The organism is Halobaculum saliterrae, from assembly GCF_009831625.1.
Classification (GTDB): Archaea; Halobacteriota; Halobacteria; order Halobacteriales; family Haloferacaceae; genus Halobaculum; species Halobaculum saliterrae.
On record NZ_WUUS01000006.1, the window covers coordinates 147869 to 166243 of the forward strand.

General features: G+C 69.7%; 19 protein-coding genes. 9 read left to right on the forward strand and 10 right to left on the reverse strand.

Annotated elements, in window-relative coordinates; genetic code table 11:
• Window positions 1-98: 98 nt before the first annotated feature.
• From GRX01_RS10805 to GRX01_RS10835, 7 genes are all read right to left on the reverse strand, one after another.
• Window positions 99-1238, reverse strand: a complete 1140-nt coding sequence (locus GRX01_RS10805) for a hypothetical protein (protein WP_159666948.1) — start codon at window positions 1236-1238, stop codon at window positions 99-101.
• 106 nt (window positions 1239-1344) lie between these two features.
• The gene (locus GRX01_RS10810; RefSeq protein ID WP_159666951.1) at window positions 1345-1746 is read right to left on the reverse strand and encodes a universal stress protein; all 402 of its coding nucleotides are present in this window, start codon (window positions 1744-1746) and stop codon (window positions 1345-1347) included.
• A gap of 99 nt (window positions 1747-1845) precedes the next feature.
• A complete protein-coding gene (locus tag GRX01_RS10815) occupies window positions 1846-2154 on the reverse strand; it encodes a DUF7520 family protein (RefSeq protein ID WP_321168034.1) in 309 nt (102 codons plus the stop codon).
• A gap of 197 nt (window positions 2155-2351) precedes the next feature.
• Window positions 2352-4094: a cbb3-type cytochrome c oxidase subunit I gene (locus GRX01_RS10820; RefSeq protein WP_159667278.1), complete on the reverse strand. Its 1743-nt coding sequence runs from the start codon at window positions 4092-4094 to the stop codon at window positions 2352-2354.
• Window positions 4095-4222: 128 nt separating this feature from the next.
• Window positions 4223-4720 carry a DUF6684 family protein gene (locus tag GRX01_RS19160; protein WP_233740989.1) on the reverse strand — a complete coding sequence of 166 codons (498 nt, stop codon included), beginning with the start codon at window positions 4718-4720 and terminating at the stop codon, window positions 4223-4225.
• Between the two features lie 144 nt (window positions 4721-4864).
• Window positions 4865-5242 carry a DUF7541 family protein gene (locus GRX01_RS10830; RefSeq protein WP_159666954.1) on the reverse strand — a complete coding sequence of 126 codons (378 nt, stop codon included), beginning with the start codon at window positions 5240-5242 and terminating at the stop codon, window positions 4865-4867.
• A gap of 56 nt (window positions 5243-5298) precedes the next feature.
• Window positions 5299-5499: a VNG_1110C family protein gene (locus GRX01_RS10835; protein WP_159666957.1), complete on the reverse strand. Its 201-nt coding sequence runs from the start codon at window positions 5497-5499 to the stop codon at window positions 5299-5301.
• Window positions 5500-5737: 238 nt separating this feature from the next.
• Between GRX01_RS10835 and GRX01_RS10840 the strand changes: the two genes are divergently transcribed.
• Entirely contained in the window at window positions 5738-6847 is a 1110-nt protein-coding gene (locus tag GRX01_RS10840; RefSeq protein ID WP_159666960.1) for an OBG GTPase family GTP-binding protein, read from the forward strand.
• A 1-nt stretch (window position 6848) separates the two neighbouring features.
• Window positions 6849-7298, forward strand: coding sequence for a TIGR04206 family protein (locus GRX01_RS10845; protein ID WP_159666963.1), 450 nt, complete (start codon window positions 6849-6851; stop codon window positions 7296-7298).
• A 33-nt stretch (window positions 7299-7331) separates the two neighbouring features.
• Here the strand turns inward: GRX01_RS10845 and GRX01_RS10850 are convergent, their stop codons facing one another.
• Window positions 7332-8246, reverse strand: a complete 915-nt coding sequence (locus GRX01_RS10850; RefSeq protein WP_159666966.1) for a hypothetical protein — start codon at window positions 8244-8246, stop codon at window positions 7332-7334.
• 159 nt (window positions 8247-8405) lie between these two features.
• Between GRX01_RS10850 and GRX01_RS10855 the strand changes: the two genes are divergently transcribed.
• The 7 genes from GRX01_RS10855 to GRX01_RS10885 all read left to right on the forward strand — a co-directional run bounded on the left by GRX01_RS10855 (window position 8406) and on the right by GRX01_RS10885 (window position 15338).
• The gene (locus tag GRX01_RS10855; RefSeq protein WP_159666969.1) at window positions 8406-9488 is read left to right on the forward strand and encodes a hypothetical protein; all 1083 of its coding nucleotides are present in this window, start codon (window positions 8406-8408) and stop codon (window positions 9486-9488) included.
• Window positions 9489-9589: 101 nt separating this feature from the next.
• Window positions 9590-10342: a VOC family protein gene (locus GRX01_RS10860; protein ID WP_159666972.1), complete on the forward strand. Its 753-nt coding sequence runs from the start codon at window positions 9590-9592 to the stop codon at window positions 10340-10342.
• A gap of 81 nt (window positions 10343-10423) precedes the next feature.
• A complete protein-coding gene (locus tag GRX01_RS10865; protein ID WP_321168035.1) occupies window positions 10424-11596 on the forward strand; it encodes an AI-2E family transporter in 1173 nt (390 codons plus the stop codon).
• 64 nt (window positions 11597-11660) lie between these two features.
• On the forward strand, window positions 11661-12359 hold the full coding sequence (locus GRX01_RS10870) for a hypothetical protein (RefSeq protein WP_159666975.1): 699 nt from the start codon (window positions 11661-11663) through the stop codon (window positions 12357-12359).
• Window positions 12352-13674 (forward strand): hypothetical protein, encoded by a 1323-nt coding sequence (locus GRX01_RS10875; RefSeq protein ID WP_159666978.1) that lies wholly within the window; start codon window positions 12352-12354, stop codon window positions 13672-13674. The genes GRX01_RS10870 and GRX01_RS10875 overlap by 8 nt, the downstream gene beginning before the upstream one ends.
• 131 nt (window positions 13675-13805) lie before the next feature.
• Complete coding sequence (locus tag GRX01_RS10880; protein ID WP_321168036.1) at window positions 13806-14618, forward strand: undecaprenyl-diphosphate phosphatase; 813 nt, start codon at window positions 13806-13808, stop codon at window positions 14616-14618.
• A gap of 114 nt (window positions 14619-14732) precedes the next feature.
• On the forward strand, window positions 14733-15338 hold the full coding sequence (locus GRX01_RS10885) for an archaellin/type IV pilin N-terminal domain-containing protein (protein WP_159666981.1): 606 nt from the start codon (window positions 14733-14735) through the stop codon (window positions 15336-15338).
• A gap of 358 nt (window positions 15339-15696) precedes the next feature.
• On the opposite strand, the gene GRX01_RS10890 is transcribed toward GRX01_RS10885, so the two are convergent.
• On the reverse strand, window positions 15697-15975 hold the full coding sequence (locus tag GRX01_RS10890) for a hypothetical protein (RefSeq protein WP_159666984.1): 279 nt from the start codon (window positions 15973-15975) through the stop codon (window positions 15697-15699).
• Window positions 15972-18266: an STT3 domain-containing protein gene (locus GRX01_RS10895; protein WP_159666986.1), complete on the reverse strand. Its 2295-nt coding sequence runs from the start codon at window positions 18264-18266 to the stop codon at window positions 15972-15974. The genes GRX01_RS10890 and GRX01_RS10895 overlap by 4 nt, the downstream gene beginning before the upstream one ends.
• Window positions 18267-18375: the final 109 nt, after the last annotated feature.

Sequence of the window (18375 nt, forward strand, 5' to 3'; positions counted from 1 at the left end):
GCGGCGATCGGCGCGGGTGAACAGCTCCCTGACGCGGACCGACTCCGTCGTCCCGTCCCGTCCTGTCCCGGATGCGGACTGTCGTCCGGCTCGGCCGGTCACGCGTAGCCCGCGAGCGGCGCCGCGAGCGCGGCCGCCCACGCGATCGCGCCCGCCGCGGCTGTACGGCGGTCTCCGCGGGCGATCCCGAGCGCGAACAGCCCGAGCGCACAACACAGCGCGAGTCGGTGTACCCCCAGCCGGATCGGCACCTCCCTGACCCCGACGCCGACGAGGTCGAGCACGACGCCCGTCCCGAGCCCGCCACCCACGAGCAGCGCCGTCCGCTCGGGCGGCCGACCCGACGCGAGCCACGTCACGAGCGCCGGGGGCCCGAAGGCGAGCACCGGGTACAGCCCGGCGGCGAAGACCCGCGGATCGGCGGCGGGGACGGCGCTCTCGACGGTCAGCCCGAGCGACCGGACGCCGAGCAACACGCCCGCGAGCGCGATCGGGAGGGCGACGTCGGCGGGCGACCACCCCTCGCCGAGCCACTCGCGGCTGTGGCTCACCGCGACCGCGCCGACGAGCGCGACGGGGGCGGCGAACTCGATGGTCGTCGTCCAGCCGTCGCTCCCGCCGCCGGGGAGGCCGTGGTACTCTCGGGCGACGTTCGCGACGAACGGCTCGTCGCGCAGATCGCGCTCGATGAACTGCGCCCCGGGGCGGATCCCGGTCACGGTGTGCCGAAGTCGAAACCAGTCCCAGTACTCGGCGTGTGCTTGGATCGCGCTCCAGTTCCCCGACGGGGCCGGGTACACCCGGACGTGGACGCGGCGCCCGAGGTACGCGCCGGTGCCCAACTGGTAGTTCGCGTCGACCCACGTCCCCGTGGCGTTTCGGTCCGGCGCGACGTACGTGTACCGGGCGGCGCCGCGCGCCGGTCGCCACGGCGACGACTCCGCCGCGAGCGCGTCGTCGCCCTCGACCGCCGTCCAGTTCCCCTCGGACCGGTCCGTGAGCGCGGTTCTCAGCGTTCCGGGATCCGCCCGGACGACGACGTTGATCGCGAGGGTCCGCCCCTCGATGGACCGGGTCCGACTGGTGTAGGGCCAGAGGAGGTTCCCGGTCCCCTGCGGCGCGTACATGTGCTCGGCCGTCGGGTCCCGTCCCGTCCCGGGCGTCGACGGGTCGACCGCGACGCTGGCCAGGAGGGCGAGCACGACGACGCCCACGAGCGCGATCAGCCTGACCCGCATCACACTGACGGTCGCTACCGGGCCCGAGACTATACGTGTAGGGGAGAGGTCGCCGGCGTCCGGTCGTGAACCGGTCCCGGGTGCCGGGGCGTTCCGTGTCGGTCCGTTACTCGTCGTCGACGACGCCGGTGACCATCACCGGGCGGCCGCCGTTGAGGATGACCGTCTGGGTCACCGAACCGAACAGCGCCTTGCCCGCCGGCGAGCGCTTGCGTCCGCCGACGACGATCAGGTCGGCGTCCGCCTCCTCGCTCACCTCGATGATCGCGTCCGCCGGGTCGCCGCTGGACTCGGTCACGTCGACGGTGATGCCCGCGTCCTCGAGGACCTTCTGCGCCTCACGAACCGACGCGACCTGGGTCGCGGAGGCGCCGCTGGGGTTGTCCTGGAAGACGTGGACGATCGTGACCTCGGTGTCGCTCCCGTCACCCGGCAGTTTCGCGATCTCCTTCGCGGCGGCGCGCGCGTGCTCCTCCTCCTCGTCGACGCCGAGTACCACGTGATACATACATCGCACCACTCCCGGGCGGGGATTAGTCCTTTCGCCGTCGGCGACGTTCCGGGTCGTGACTTCCGGTCCCCGTCCTCACAGCTCGGGTGCGACGCCTCACTCGTCGATCGCGTCCGGGTCGTCGATCCGGCGGGAGACGTACACCACGAGCGCGAGCGGGATCCCGAGCACCGTCGCGAGCGTGACGGCGCCGTACACGCCGAACCCGAGCGCCGTCGGCGGCAGGGGGATCACCCCGTACAGCGCGGGCGCGCTGAGGCCGTCGACGAACGTGGCGACGAGCACGCCGGCGCCGCCGCCGACGGCCGTGAGGATCAGATACAGCGCGATCACGACCCGTCGACCGCCGAACCGCCTGCCTCCGTCCCGGTCGCTCCGGTCCGCGTCGTCCCGGGAGGCGGTCACTGCAACACGAGGATCAGGCCGGTCGCGAACATGAGCAGGGCGATGCCGCCGAGCACGAGTCCGAGGAGGTCCTTGTCGCTCATACTCCCGTTCGGGGCCGCGCGACCAAAAGCCCCGTCGTCACGGACGCGCCGCTGGTCGCGATGGAACCCGGTCGAAAACCTGCGAGAACTCGACGAAACTCGGGGACAGCCGCGTTACTCCGCCGTGTCGTCCTCGATCTCCTGCCCGCCGTCGGCCGTCACGTCCTCGCCGCCGTCGGTGGCCGCCAGCGAGGTCTCGCGCTTGGCCTCGAACCAGTCCCACTCGGCGGTGTTGAGGTCCGTCTCGTCGAGGCGCCACGGGTCGCCCGACTGGACGCGCGGTCCCTCAATCCAGGAGACGGCGACGTTGTAGATCCAGATGATGCCGCCGACGAGCAGGAGGAACGCCCCCAGCGACGCGATCTGGTGGAGCGTCGCGAACTGCGGGAGGTAGGTGGCGTACCGGCGCGGCATGCCGCCGTAGCCGAGCAGCACCATCGCGAAGAACGTGACGTTGGTGCCGATCATCCACAGCCAGAAGTGCGCCTTCGCGAGCCGGCGCTGGTACCAGCGGCCGGTGACGAGCGGGAACCAGTAGTAGATACCCGCCATCCCCGCGAAGGTGATGGCGCCCATCACGATGTAGTGGAAGTGCCCGACGACGTAGTAGGTGTCGTGGAGCACGAGGTCGACGGGGATCGACGCGAGGAACACGCCGGTCACGCCGCCGATGATGAAGTTGCTCACGAAGCCGATACAGAACAGCATCGGCGTCGTGAGGCGGAGCTTCCCGTTCCACATCGTCGTGATCCAGTTGAACGTCTTCACCGCGGACGGTATCGCGATGGCCAACGAGACGGCCATGAACGAGGCGCGAAGCCGCGGGTCGATCCCCGTCGCGAACATGTGGTGTGCCCACACGCCGAACGAGAGCACGCCGATCGCGAGCGTGGAGTAGACGACGAACTTGAACCCGAACAGCTTCCGGCCGGAGAAGCGCGGGAGCACGTAGCTCACGATCCCCATCGGCGGGAGCACGAGGATGTACACCTCGGGATGGCCGAAGAACCAGAACAGGTGCTGCCACAGGATCGGACCGCCGCCCTCGACGGCGAAGAACGTCGTCGCGAAGTTGCGGTCGAGCAGGAGCATCACCAGCGCGCTGCCCAGCAGCGGGAACGCGAAGAGGATGAGCCCCGACTGCGTCAGGATCGTCCACGAGAAGATGTCGAGGTTGGCCCAGGTGACCTCCTCGGCGCGCTCGGTGAAGATGGTCGCGATGAAGTTGATCGCCCCCATCGTCGCCGAGACGCCGGTGAGGTGCAGGCCGAGCAGCATCAGGTCGACCCCGACGTTCATCTGATTGCCGTTGCCGACGCCCGCCGACAGCGGCGTGTACATCGTCCAGGCGGTCTGGGCGGGGATGACGTCCGGCAGCGGGAAGAAGCCGGCCCAGATGAGGAGCGCACCCGGCGGCAGCAGCCAGAACGCGATGGCGTTGATGCGCGGGAACGCCATGTCGTCGGCGCCGATGACCAGCGGGATGAGATAGTTCGAGAACGCCGCGATGATCGGCGTTCCGAACAGGAACAGCATGGTGATGCCGTGGCTGGTGAGCAGCGAGTTGTAGAACGTCGCCGAACCCAGCACCGCCGTCTCCGGGGTGGTGAGCTCCGCGCGCATCAGCATCACCATCAGCCCGCCGACGACGAACGCGACCGTCGCGTACGCGCCGTACAGCAGTCCGATGTCCTTGTGGTCGACCGTCGTGAACCAGCGGATGAGCCCTGCGGGCTTCTCCGAGTGCCCGTAGCCGGACTCACCGACTGCGCCGCCGCCGGCACCCAGGGGCGTGTACGACCGCCAGTCCTCGACCCGAGCGAGGAAGGCGGCCACACCCAGGAGGAACGCCCCCATGAGCACCGTCAGCAGTAGTTGGCCGGTAATCTCCATGGACACGCATCAGCGTCGAATACACAAGAAAGATTCGGGTCGCCCCCGGCCGCAGCCCCTCGGTTCCGGGGCCGTTCGGAGGTCAGATTCGACTACTTCTCGTCGGCGTCGACTTCCCCGTCCTCATCGGCGTCGCTCTCGTCGCTCTCGTCGCTCTCGTCGTCAGCGTCAACGTCGCTCTCGTCGTCGTTGTCGTCGTTGTCGTCGGCGTCCGGGTCGACTTCACTCTCGTCCTCGTCGGCGTCACCGCCGTAGGGGTCCTCGACGTCGGTCTCCCCGGCCGCCTCCGCCTCGATCGCCTCCTCGACCTCGTGTTTCTCCGGGGAGCCCTCTATCGTCGCCTGCCCCTGGAAGAACACCTTCGAGCGCTTCTCGTCGCCCGCGATGGCCTTCCCGGAGACGTACGTCAGGATGGCCAGCGCGACCAACGGGAACGCCAACAGCCCCATCTGGAGCACGCGGCCGTAGAAGTCCAGTCCGCCGAACGGGTCGATGAGGACGAACGCCGCGACGAAGAACAGGATGATGCCCAGCGGGATGACGTTGACCGTCAGATCCAGCAGGGTGTCCCTGTCGAAGATCTCTGCCATGCGCGGAACGTACACCGTCGCGACCTAATACCTTGCCCATTTCCGCGCTCGCGGGGGCCCGATCGTCCCGTTCCGTCGGACCGTTCCCCGGTCACGCCGCCGGATCGCTCGCGGACACGCACGCGTTCACGGACCCACACGCGCTCACAGACCCGGCTCGGCGTCACGCGCGAACAGATCGCCGCCGACACCGGCGACCAGCAGCAACACGCCGGTGCCGATCAGCGAGTACGCCCGGATCAGCAGGTCGGACGCGGTCGCCGTGTCCGCGTACCACAGCGCCAGCCCTCCGGCGATGACGAACACCGACACCCCGGCGAGTCCGCGCCACGCAGAGGAGACGTACTCGTTCTCGCGGAGGATCCCGGCGATCGACCCGCAGAACAGGAGCAGGCCGCCCACGGCCAGCGGGACCAGGCCGAACAGGATCCCGATCTCGGCGATCGGGATCCCCAGCGCGACGAACAGCGGCCACGGGCTGACCATCCGGTACTCCTCGCTCACTCCCGGATTCTCGTCCATACGCTACCGACGGGCCTGCGGGTCCAAAGCCTGTCGGTCGCCCGCGACGGCCCCGCTCAGGGGATGGTGACGCCGTGGCGGGCGAGGAACTCCGACACGGCCTTGATCTCGACGGGACTGCCGATGATCCGGCACTGGTCGTCCGTCGTGAACACCGAGACGGTGAACTCCGACTCGATCGTCGATCTGATCCCGTCCAGCTCCCGCTTCGGGAGAACGATCTGCGTGCTGTCTCGGAGGCTGGAGGGGTCCGGCATGCCGTCCTCGAAGCGGTGTCGCGCCCGCCGCGACATAGTGGTATCGAAGTCCGTGTCGCGGGCGGGACGGGCTCACGTGGTGGGATCTCCCTCCCCCGTTCGCTCGCCTGCACCGCCCGTTAGGCCGTTCGGCCGGCGACCGTCCGCGAACGGCGATATCCGGTCGCCGCGCGTCCGTGGAGGGGTGCTGTCCCTGGAAGGGAAGCGTTTAGGCTCGCGGACGGCCCATCTGCTAGCGATGGGACTGGAGGACGAGATCGAGGAACTCCGCGAGGAGATCGCCGAAACCCCGTACAACAAGTCCACCGAGGCCCACATCGGGCGGCTGAAGTCGAAGCTCGCCCAGAAGAAGGAGAAGCTGGAGAACCAGTCCTCCTCCGGCGGCGGCCACGGGTACGCCGTCGAGAAGACCGGCGACGCGACGGTCGCGCTCGTCGGCTTCCCCTCCGTCGGCAAGTCCACGCTGATCAACGCGCTCACCAACGCCGACAGCGAGATCGGCGAGTACGAGTTCACCACGCTGAACGTGAACCCCGGGATGCTGAAGTACCGCGGCGCGAACATTCAGATCCTCGACGTGCCGGGGCTGATCGAGGGAGCCGCCGGCGGTCGCGGCGGCGGCAAGGAGGTGCTGTCGGTCGTCCGCACCGCCGACCTCGTCGTGTTCATGCTCTCGGTGTTCGAGATCGACCAGTACGAGCGCCTCCGCCACGAGCTGTACGAGAACAAGGTCCGCCTCGACACCGAGCCGCCGAACATCTCCGTCCGGAAGACGCACAAGGACGGCATCCAGGTGACGATGCGTGACACCGTCTCGCTGGACGAGGGGACGGTGAAGGACGTCCTCCGCGCGCACGGGTTCGTCAACGCCGACGTGACGATCCCGCACGACCTCACGATCGACGAGCTCATCGACGGCGTGATGGACAACCGCGAGTACCTCCCCTCCATCGTCGCGGTGAACAAGGCCGACCTCATCGACGAGGACTACCTCCCGACGGTCAACGAGGACCTCCGCGAGCACGGCATCGACCCCGACGACGCGATCTTCATCTCCGCGGAGGAGGAGCGAGGCCTCGACGTGCTGCGGGAGCGGATCTTCGACGCGCTCGGCCTCATCCGGATCTACATGGACAAGCCGGGCCGCGGCGTCGACCGGGAGGAGCCGCTCGTGCTCCGCGAGGGCGACACCGTCGGCGACGCCTGCGAGAAGCTCGGCGGGAGCTTCGACGAGCGGTTCAAGTTCGCGCGCGTCTCCGGCGACTCCGCCAAACACGACGACCAGCAGGTCGGGCAGGGCCACGAGCTCGCCGACGAGGACGTGCTCCGGATCGTCGCCCGCAAGTAGCGTGACCGACACGGTCCTCCGGCCACCGCGACCGACTCCGTGGCGCGTCCTCGCGGCAGTTCTCGCCTGTGGGCTCGTCCCGTGGTCGGTCCAGACGTTCGCCGACGGCGGCGTCCCCTTCCTCCGGTTCGCGTGGGGCGGGCTCTCGTTCGCGCCGGTCCTGTACGCCCGAACGCTCCCCGAGTACCTCGCGCTGTCGGGGTCGCCGCTGCTGGTTCCGTGGATCGTCGCCGCGGCGTGTTGGGTCCTCGCGGTCGCGTCGGCGTCGTTGGCATTCGTCGGCCGCGAGGACCCACGCGTCACCGCCGGACTGCTCGTGCTCGCGGGCGCGGTGAACGCCTCCGTCGCCGTCCGCTTCGGCCTCCAGCCGGTGCGGACGGGCTACCCCGTCGGGACGCTCGCGCTGTGGGCGGTCGCGGCGTGGCGCTACCGGGCGTCGGCGCGGGAGTAGGGACCGGTCGGCCCCCGCCGCGGCTCGCGGGGCTCACGAGCGATCCACCTCGAACACCGCGACGTGGGTGAGCAGCCGGTCCGTCCCCGCGAGCGCTCGCCGTGCCCGATCGTCGAGGTCGGACACGTCCGCCTCGACCGGGTCGAGGGTCGAGGCCCAGTCCGCGAGCAGGTCGTCGACCACCGTGCGGGCCGCCGAGGGGAGCGGGTCGAGGTGGAGCGTCGGCGCGTCGCTCGACGCCCCCTCGGTCGGCGTCACACTCGCGACGTACCACACTTCCTCCGAGAAGAACGCGGCGTCCGTCTGCCGGCGCTCGTACCCCCGATACACCGTCCCCTCGCGCCGGACGTAGCCGTCGACGAACTCCGTGCGAGCCCACGTTCCCAGCGGCGTCTGCGGCTCGACGGTCGCGCGACCGCCCCGGATGGCTTCGACCGCGAGCGATCGGCGGTCGTTCGGGAGGGCATCGACGTCGACGACATCCACGTCCCTCGGCGGGTCATCGACGGCGGTCGCGCCGAGGAGCCAGTCGTACAGGAGGCCGCCGTCGACCGCGAGCTCGTACGCGCCGTCGTCGACCCCGTCGCCCGCGAGCGTGACAGTGCGCTCTCCCGGGAGGAGCGGAGGCCGCCCGGTCAGCAGGATCGAATCGGTCGCCCGAACCCGGTCGCCCGTTGTCGCGCCGCGTTCGAGGAGCGATGCGAGCGGGCCGGAATGAACCCGGACGGGCCCGTCAGCCGGGAACCCGTCGGCGACGGCGAGCCGGAGGGTGTCGGCGGCGCGAGCGTTGTCGCCGTCCGGTTCGCCACTCGGATCGGTCTCAGTCGCCCCCGTCGCCGACGGATCTCCGTCCGGTGACTCGGTCGGCGCGTCCCCGAGACAGCCAGTCGCGGCGGTCGATCCGAGGCCGCCGAGGGCGACGAGGAGGGATCTTCGTCGTGGGGACATCATGTCGGGCGTGTCTCGGGTCCGCCGGAATGTGTTTTGTGGAGAACACGACGGAACGGCTCACGGTCCCGACGCGTCGTCTGCCCCGACCCTGTGAGAATCAGTCGTGACATTCGGCGCCGAAGCGTTATCCCTGCCCGCCCGGCTCCCTCAGATCGAATGGAGTCCGACGCGCTCGTGTGTTTCCAGCAGACTCGCCGAGGAACCGGCGAGCGGTGGTACAAGGTGTACCGCGTCGGCGTCGACTCCCCCGACGACTTCGTCGACCGCATGGGGGAGTACGTCCGCCGGACGCACTTCGACGGTCCGGTCACGGCGCCCCACTGGTTCGACACGGCCGACGGGCCCGAGGAGAAGTGCCGCCTCGCGGAGCTGGGCGAGACGCTCGTCCCGTTCACGACGCCGGACGTGTTCGTTGTCACCCACAAGGGGGTCCGACCGCTGCTGGTCGTGCCGATGGCGATCGAGATCGTGCCCGTCCTCGCGGGCGGGCTCCGAACCCGGGAGTACGCCGCGAGCGACTGCGACACCGACGGCTCGGATCCGACGCTGGCCCCGGAGTCGGATGCGACGCCGAAACGCGTCCTCGACGCCGACGCGTTCGAGCCGCCGTTGTCCGGTGAGGCGGCCGCCGGCGGTCGGATCGAGTGGTTCCACCTGTTCGCGCTGCAGGCCGCCTATCGGCTGGCAGTCGGTCCCCGGTCGGGCGTTGTCGACACGGATGGCGAGCACCCGACGATGCGCGTCCGCGACGGCGACGGCGTGCTGTGTCTGGATCTGCTCGACACCGGCGCGCTCAAGCGCATCGACCGGGACCTGCTGTTCCTCGACTACGCGCCCCCCGAGGACGCCGAGCGCTCCCTGGAGGAATCGCTCACGGTCGCGCTGCGGGACACCGCCCGGCTCCGGTGGCGATACGCCAGTCACCTCTGGCACGCGCGCCACGGCGAGACGGACGAGTGGTTCGCCGCGATCGCGCGCAACGAGACCGAACCGGAGTACGCGGACGAGGTGGCGGCCACGCGCGGGGAGTTCCTCGAGGCGCTGGCCGACGAATACGGCGCGTCGCTGACGCCGTTCTCGACCGGCGTCGCGGGCGCGGCGCTCCGATACGAGACGGGCACGCGTGCGGACACCTTCTCGCTCACCGAGACGCCGTCGTTCACCCACGACTCGGCCGCCGACATCATGAGCCGGGTGGAACCGGGATACGTCCCGGAGAAACGCAAAAAGCGGTTCTGAGCAGGCGACCCGGGCCCTTGGTCGCGTGAGGACCCGTCGTGTGAGACTCGGTCCCTTCCCCCTCCGGTATCCTTTTCGAGCGCGCGGCCGGTATGTCGGGTATGGCGTACACGCTGGACCACGTGATGATGCGGATCGAGGACGAGGAGGAGTCCCTCGACTGGTACACCGAACACCTCGACTACGAGATCAAGGGGGAGATGGAGGGCGGCGACTTCACGAACTACTACCTCGGGCCGGAGGACGTGCACGAGGACGGCGCCCTGCTGGAGCTCACCTACAACCACGGCGACCACACCTACGAGATGGGCGACGCGTGGGGGCATATCGCCGTCCGCGTCGAGGACGTCGAGGAGGCGTACTACGAGCTGATGGACGAGGGAGTCGAGGACTACCGCCCGCCCGAGGAGAACCCGGGCTACGCGTTCGTGAAGGACCCCGACGGCCACGAGATCGAGATCGTCGAGCGCGACCACGGCGCGCGCTGGTCGATCGACCACACGATGATCCGCGTCGAGGACGCCACCGAGGCGCTCGGCTACTGGACGCGCACGTTCGAGTACGAACACACCGGTCGCTGGGAGGCCGACACGTTCGCGAACTACTTCATGAAGCCCGAGGACGCCGCCGAGGAGGCGATGGCGATCGAGCTCACCTACAACTACGACGGCCGGAGCTACACGATGGGTGACGCGTGGGGTCACGTGTGCGTGCGCGCGGACGACTTGGTAGACGACTGGGAGACCCTGATGACGCGCGAGACCGAGGACTACCGCGACCCCGAGTCGTGCGACTACACCTACGGGTTCACGAAGGACCCCGACGGCCACGAGATCGAACTGCTGGAGCGGTAGGACGCGGCCATCGACCGCCACGGTTCGGCGCCTGCGCCCACCTCCGAACCAATTAAGTCAAACTACTGACCTTCGTATGACGTGAACGAGAAGCGGTTCGTCGTCGCGCTGTTCGGGCTCGCGGTCGCGGTCGTCATCGGGACGCTCGCGTACCGGTTCATCGCAGCGTTCACCGTCTCGGTGTTCCTCTACTACTCGACGCGACGGTATCACCAGTTTCTGGCGCGATTTCGGCTTCCGCCACGGGTACGGGCTGGGGTCGTGCTCGCGTCGCTGGCGATCCCGCTGGTCCTGCTCATCAGCTACGCGGGCGTCCTGCTCGTCGTCGAGGCGCGACAGTTCGTCACCGACACCGCGCTGGTGAGCGCGGCGGCGTCGAACATCGCGTGGTTCGCCGCGATCGAGCGCATCCCCGAGTTCACGGTCCAGGGGATCTACGAGGCGTACCAGTCCGGCGACCTCGAACCGTTCGTCGAGTTCGCGACCGAGAACGCCTCGTTCCTCACGACGGTCGTCTCGGAGTTCGTGCTCAACCTGTTCGTCGTCACCATCGTCACCTACTACCTCCTCGTCGACGGCGACCGCATCAGCGACTGGCTGCTCCGGTTCGACGACGACGCCATCGTTCGCGAGTACCTCGAGGCCGTCGACCGCGAGCTGGAGGCGGTGCTGTTCGGGAACCTCCTGAACGTGGTCGCCATCTCGCTCATCGCGATCGCGACGTTCAGCGGGTACAACGCGCTCGTCCCCGCGGGCGTCCGCGTGCCGTACCCCGCGCTGGCGGGCGCGCTCACCGGGATCGCGAGCTTGGTTCCGATCGTCGGGATGAAGATCGTGTACCTCCCGGTGACCGCGGCGATGGCGATCCCGCCGCTGCTCGACGGCGCGTTCGCGGAGCTCGGATACGTCCTCGCGTTCCTCCTCGTCGCGGTCGTCGTCGTCGACACGGTCCCGGATCTGGTGCTTCGGCCGCTGTTGAGCGGCGACGAGACCCACGTCGGCCTGCTGATGCTCGCGTACACCCTCGGGCCGGTCGTGCTCGGCTTCTACGGGCTGTTCTTCGCGCCGATCGTGCTCGTGATCGGGCTCACGTTCGCGAACACCGCCCTGCCGCGGCTCCTCGGCGTCGACGACGCGCAGACGACGCTGGTCGGCTCCGACGACGACGGCGACGACCTCGGCCCCGACCCCGACGCGGACGGCGGGGTCGACGGCCTCGACGCGGGCTCGACGGGCGCGGACCCCACGCAGTGAGCCGGCGCCGACCCCATCGCCGGAGAACAAGACACTTGTCGCGTTCCCGTCGACACACGACCCGATGGTCTCCTCCGACCTCTCCCGCAGACGAGTCCTCCTCGCGGGCGCCGGCGCGCTGACGGCGCTCGCGGGCTGTAACGGCAGCGCGGACGGCGGCGACCGATCGACCTCGACGGAGCCGGCGCGGGGCCCGTCCGACCCCGGCTCGGTGCCGCCCCACCGGCGCCTCCGGGCCGCCACCGACGACCCGCTGGTGTGGCTCCCGGACGAGACGCGGACCGACGCCGACGGCGAGCCCCGCCGTCGCCGGCCGCGGTTCCTCACCTCCCGCGAGGAGGTCGAGCGGCTCCACTTCGCTGACGCCGACGGCGCCGACGCCGCCCGGTCGTTCCTCGAGGAGACGGCCTTCGACGCGGCGACCGTGTTCGTCCAGCGGCTCCCGGTGGGGGAGTGCTACAAGCTCCAGCTGTGTGGCGTCTCGTGGTCACAGACGGAGATCGACACGGAGTTCGGCCGGGTGCTCCGCGACGCGAGCGTCGCCTGCGAGGCGGAGGCGCGCGACTCGACGGCGTGGCTGATCCGCATCCCCGAGGCGCTCGACACCGACCGGATCACCGGGTACGGCTCGGGTGTCGGCGGCGGCTCGTGTGCCGAACGGGGGCGCCCACCAGAGCCCGAGCCGGATCCGCCGATCACCGCCGACGCGGTGCCCGCGAACGCGACGACCGAGCCCGCGAGCACGGAGGGCGACGATGCGTGAGCGCTCCGGGCGGACGCGGCGGGCGGTCCTGGCCGGCGCCGGCGCCGCGTTAGCGGGGTCGCTCGCGGGCTGCGGGGCGCTTCCCGGCGGCGACGACGAGTCGACGGTCTCCGGCGACGAGCTGGCGTCGGTCCTCGCCGAGTCGCCGCCCGCCGTCCCCGAGCGGCTCCCCGTCGCGATCGAGGCGTCGGCGGCGACCTCCCGGGCCGATGAGATCGACGCCTCGCTGGCGGCCGTGCCGGCCCCGCTCGACGCCACACAGGTGCCCAACGGCGCGATCCGCGAGCGCCTCGACCGGGCTCACGAGCGGGCGAACGAGGCGCTCGCGCGGGCGTCGGAGGCGTCGACGCCGTGGAGCCGCATGGGCCAGCTCCGGCGTGCCGGCAGCGAGGCCGCGTTCGTCGGCGGCGGCTGGGAGGCGGTCGACGCCGGCCGTGACCTCGGCGACGTGCGCGACGACGGCGCGGCGCTGCGCGCGGACCTGCGGGCGTTCCGCAGCGAATGGCACTACCGCGGGCGCGACGCGGTCGAGGCGGTCGTCGTCAACGACGCGATCGCGGGGCTGGTGCGCTCGTGTATCGCGGCGCTCAACGAGGTCCTGTCGGCACAGCCCGACGGGAACGCGACGGCGCTGGCGGTCGCGGAGGCCGACGAGGAACTGGCGACCGCACGCGGCGCGGTACAGGACGCCGCGCACGTCTTCGAGCGGCTGAACGCCGCCGACGGGGTCGCGTCCCGACGGGAGGCGCTCTCGGCGGCCGCGGACGCGCTGGTCTCGTCGGTCGCCGAGCGGCGGGACGCCGTGGGGATCGGACGGGGCGAGGAGCCCTCGGAACTCGACCGCGACGCGCTCCCGGCCGAGCGGGCGCTCCGGGACCTCCGGGAGGACCTGCGTCGCGACGAGCGTCCCGCCGAGGCGCGCGACGCCGGGGAGTTCCCGCGGGCGATCGTCGCGGCGCACGCGGCGCTGGCGCGGCTCGGCGCCGTCGAGCGGCTCCGCTCGCGGGTCGACGCCGGCGAGGTGATCGACGTCGCGTCCGCCGCCGACGTTCGCGCGATCCGGACGCGGGCGGTCGAGTCGGTGCGCTCGGCGCACGCGGACGGGCCGCACCCGCGGCTCGATCGCCTCCGACTACACCGGCTGGCGGCGACGCTGAGGTATCTCGACGACGAGCTGGCGCGGGTGGATGGAGGCAACGAGGTGTCGCTCGGGCGGTTCCGCTGGGAGCTGTCCGACTACGCGCGGGTCGCGGCGACCGCGCGGGCGGTCGGCGACGCCAGCGCCGCGGTGGCGCGGGCGCTGACCCGGGCCTGAGAACGGGACCGGCTTCGCCACTCTGACGCCAGCTCGCCGTCTTTAATGACCGCATCGAGCGCGCCGATATCGGCACGCCGGCGAACGGAGATCAGTACGCCATTATATCCGGGCACCCGTCTCACGCGACAGTGGACCGTTCGCTCGTCGTCGCGCTCGTCGTCGGTGTGCTCCAGGGGGTCTTCGAGTGGCTGCCGATCTCCAGCGAGGGCAACATCACGATCGCGCTGTCGGCGCTGGGTCGCTCGCCGGACACGGCAGTCGCGTTCGCGCTGTTCCTCCATTTCGGAACGGCGCTGTCCGCGACCGTCTACTACCGCGGGGAGCTGGCGTCGATCGCCGCGCGGGTTCCGCGGTGGCGCCCGGACGCGGCGTTCGAGGGCGACCAGGCGGTCGTCTCCTTTCTCGCCGTCGGGACGCTGGTCTCCGGCGTCGTCGGCATCGCCGCGTACGCGACCCTCGAGGAGGTCGTCTCGGCGCTCACCGGCGGCGCGGTCGTCGTCGGCATCGGCGTGCTCCTCGTACTCACGGGGGTCTTCCAGCGGATATCCTCGGGATTGGACGTGGACCCGCGGCGCGAGCCTGACGCGGGCGACGCCGTCCTCGTGGGCGTCGCGCAGGGGCTCGCGATCCTCCCCGGGATCTCCCGGTCGGGAATGACGACCGGGACCCTCCTTCTGCGGGGCCACGACGCGCCCGACGCGTTCCGGTACTCGTTCGTGCTCTCGATCCCGGCGGCGGTCGGCGGCGGACTGCTCGCGTATCTCGACACGGGTCTGGGTGCGGTGACGCCCCTCGCCGCGCTGGTGTCGCTCGCGGCCGCCTGCATCGTCGGGTACGCCACGATCGACGCGCTCGTTCGCGTCGTCGAACGGGTGTCCTTCTGGGCCGTGTGTCTCGGGCTGGGAGCCCTCGCCGTCGCCGGTGGAGTACTGGTCCTGTGAGCGTTCTGTCGTCGGACCTGTGTTGTTATCGAGTTCGGTAATTGGGTGGTTACTGGTAAGTACCCCTTCGAGATATTGTGAGGTAGCTCCGGACAGGGAGCGGACGACTACACAATGTTCGAGTTCATCACGGACGAGGAAGAACGCGGTCAGGTGGGTATCGGGACGCTCATCGTGTTCATCGCGATGGTGCTGGTGGCGGCGATCGCCGCCGGCGTCCTCATCAACACCGCGGGATTCCTTCAGAGCAAGTCGCAGGAAACGGGACAACAGAGCAGTAAGCAGGTCAGCGACCGCGTCCAAGAGGTCGCAACTGTCGGTAACGTCACGGATAGTGGTACTATCGACATCGTGAACGTGACGGTGACGCAGGCGCCCGGCGCCGGCGAGATCGACATCCAGAACGCGACCGTCACCTGGATCGGGCCGAGCGGAACCTACCAACTCACCTCGACCACGCAGAACTATTCAAGTACTGATATCCAAAACGCCTCGAATGTGTTCTCTTATTCCGTCGTGAAGGACTCTGACGGCAGTGAGAACGTCCTCAACGACGCGGACGACCGACTGAACCTCGTGTTCGACACGAGCACTTTCACTAACGAGCTCAACGAAGGCGAAGAGGTCACGGTGAAGGTCAACACGATGGCGGGTGCGACCACGAGCATCCGGTTCACCGTCCCCGAGTCGCTTGGGAACAAGGAAGCCGTCGAACTGTAACGTCGACGTTCCGTTTTTTCGGCTCTAGATCCTGACCGCGCAGCAACCGCTGACGGGTCACGCGTCGTCTCCGAAAAGCGGTCCGTGAGGACCGCTCCAATGTTCGAGTTCGCTGAGTCCGGACAGGGCTCAGCGTTTCGCTAATAGTTCGCTCGTCGGTCTAAATGTATCGACGAGTTTCCGACTGAGACTGGCTCGCCGGAGGCTACACTCAGTTGGGACGATCCGTGAGGGAAGTCGGACGAACCCGGACGTACCGCACGCGTCGTTCGATCAGGAACCAGACCGCTACCACCGCGCTCCCGAGCGTGTTCGCGAGGAGGTCGCCCCAACCGAAGTATCGGTTCGGGAGCGTCCCTTAGAGCAGTTCGATCCCGACACCGAGTGCGCCACCGACGACGAGAGCCGCTCGAACGACTGGACGGTCGGGATATCGGACGGTGGCGTACGCCAGCGCGAGCGCGAGCCCCCCGTAGGCGGCGAAGTGCAGGTGCTTGTCCCAGAACGGCGTCTGCGCCTGTGTCGGCGCCGACGGCGGCGCCGTGACCAGCGAGAAGTACACGATGCAGCCCAACACGCCCGCGACGCCGAGGTACCTGACCCACCGCGGGAGCAGCGGAAACCTGACCCGGCTCATGTCGACGCGTTCACCCTCACTGTCGAGCCGGTTCGGACCGCGGACTCGTTGACCGTGACGTTTCCGTTCCCAACACTGTACGTGCCGGGGTGGGCGACGCGGACCGTGTACGCACCGTTCGCGTTTGCCGTCGTCTGTCTGGTGTAGGCGAACCTCGCGCCCTCGACCTCGACGGTCGTCTCTACCGTCACAGTCGCGTTCGGCGTCGCGGTCCCGCGAAGCACAGCGCCCGGGACGAGCGTGAACACCTTATACGTCTCGTCGTCGCTCACGTACTGCAGTCGGTACCGCGCAACGCCTGCCGTCCCGTTCGCTCGCGAGCCGTGCTCACGATAGAGACGCGTCCCAAGTTGTGACTCGTTGCCGACGGTATCGGGCGTGACGACGACGTATCCCGCGCGGTCCCCGAGTCGGTCGTACCACCCGGCCGGATCCGTCGAGGCGACGAACGAGGCGTAGTTCGTGCGTGCGTACCCGTACGACCGGGACTCCCCGTTCACGAAGTAGTTGTAATGGCGGTTGTCCGGCCAGAAGCTGAACACGTAGCTTTGCGGGTACTCGAGGTCGTGTTCGGCGGCGTGGTCGCTCATCCACGACGCCGTCTCGTACTGTTCCTGGCTGTGGACGAGCTGTGCGTTCTTGAGCGGAACCTGTGCGGCGCCGAACGCGCCGAGGAGGACGAACAACGCCGCGACTGCGAAGACCGTCTGTCGGTCGGGCGTCCCGATATCCCGAACGGGATCGCCCCCGAAGGGCGTCGGCGGTCGCGCGACGTCGACGCGCTCCGCCAGATGGACGAACGCGAGGCCGCCGAAGACCGCGAGGAAGGGCCCGAGTTGCCCGACGAAGCGGACCTGCACCACCGCGAGCGCGAGGAAGTACCACGTGTAGACGACCGGCACGAGCCACCGGTCGTCCTCACGTAGGTGGTACGTCGCCCACAGGAGATACGGGACGCCAATGAACAGCAGCAAGCCGACAAGTAAGAGCCATCCGCCCGACTCCCCGAACAGCCCGGTCGTCTCGGCGATCGCGTCGGTGCGGACGAGGCGAGTATCAAAACTTCGCGTCACTCGCGCCCACTGCTCCGGCGCGAGCCTGCTGAACGCGAACGCGCCCGCGATCGCGCCGACGAGTGTGACCCCGGCCACCCCCGCCGCCGGCAGTTCGACGCGACGGGCGAGCGTGCCGGCCAGCACCACGCCGAGTCCACCGATCGTCAACAGGACCGGGGAGACGGCGACGAGCGTCGTGTGCCACCCGAACGACGAGTGTGCGACCCACACGACCCCTGCCGCGAGCGCGCTCGCGGCGACGAGCGGGCCGCCGCTGCGCAGCGGGTCGCGGTCCGTGTACACCGCGGCGATCGCGTCCGCGGCCACCAAGATTCCGAGCGGCACGACGAGGAGCGGGCCGGCGTCCCACGCGAGCGTCTGTCCGGCGACGCCGACCGCGACCGCGGCCGTCGCCGCGAGCGTCCGGACCGAGGCGAGCGGTTGCGCGTCGATCGCATCGCGGACGACGACCGTCGCGCCGAGCGCGGTGAGCAGCAGCCAGACGTAGTCGAACGCGTGGTGGTCGGCGAACCCCAGACTCGTCCGGAGGCCGTGGCCCGCGACGGTGCCCATGAACACGACCGCGGCGATCCCCACCCGGCGGTCGTCGGTCACCTCCACGGTGAGGCGATAGACGAGCACGCCGGTTACGAGAGCCGACACCACGGGGTACCACGCGAACACCTGTCCGGTGACGCCCGTGGATCCCCCGAGCAGCGAGGAAACGAACCACAGCGTCGCGACGAGCAGCGGTTCGCCCTTCGCGATCCCGCCCGGCACCGTCGTGAGCGTCGTCTCGGGGTCGGTGAGCATCCGTTCGACCCAGTAGCGGTAGAAGTAGGGGTCGTTCGCCGTGAGGACGACCTCCTCCTGGAAGACGGCCGGGAACGTCGTGATCCGGAGCGCGAAAACGACCGCCAACGCTCCGGCCAGCGCCGCGAGGACGCGCGGGTTCGGGAGGGACGGCAGCGAGACGTCGAGATCGCGGACCGGTTCGACGGTCTGCTCGGAGACCTCCCCGGCGAGTGCGCGGCGTGTCGCCGCGTGGTCGGCGACGACGTAGCCGTCGTCGGTCTTTGTGACGATACCGCGCGAGACGAGTTCGCCTAAGGCGCCGGAGTCGACGTCCACGTCGTCGAACGTCCAGGGCCCCTCCGGCTCAAGGACGGCGTCGATCGCGGGCTCGAGATCGGGCCGCTCGTCGAGGAGGTCGCTGACGTCGCGAGCGGTCACCATAGCGCCAGTCTGTGTCACTCGGGTAATGAAGCCGTCGTCTCGAAGGGCACGGCACGCACGGTGTGGCCGTGTGCGGTACGGCGTCGACCCGACCGGTCGCTACGAACGG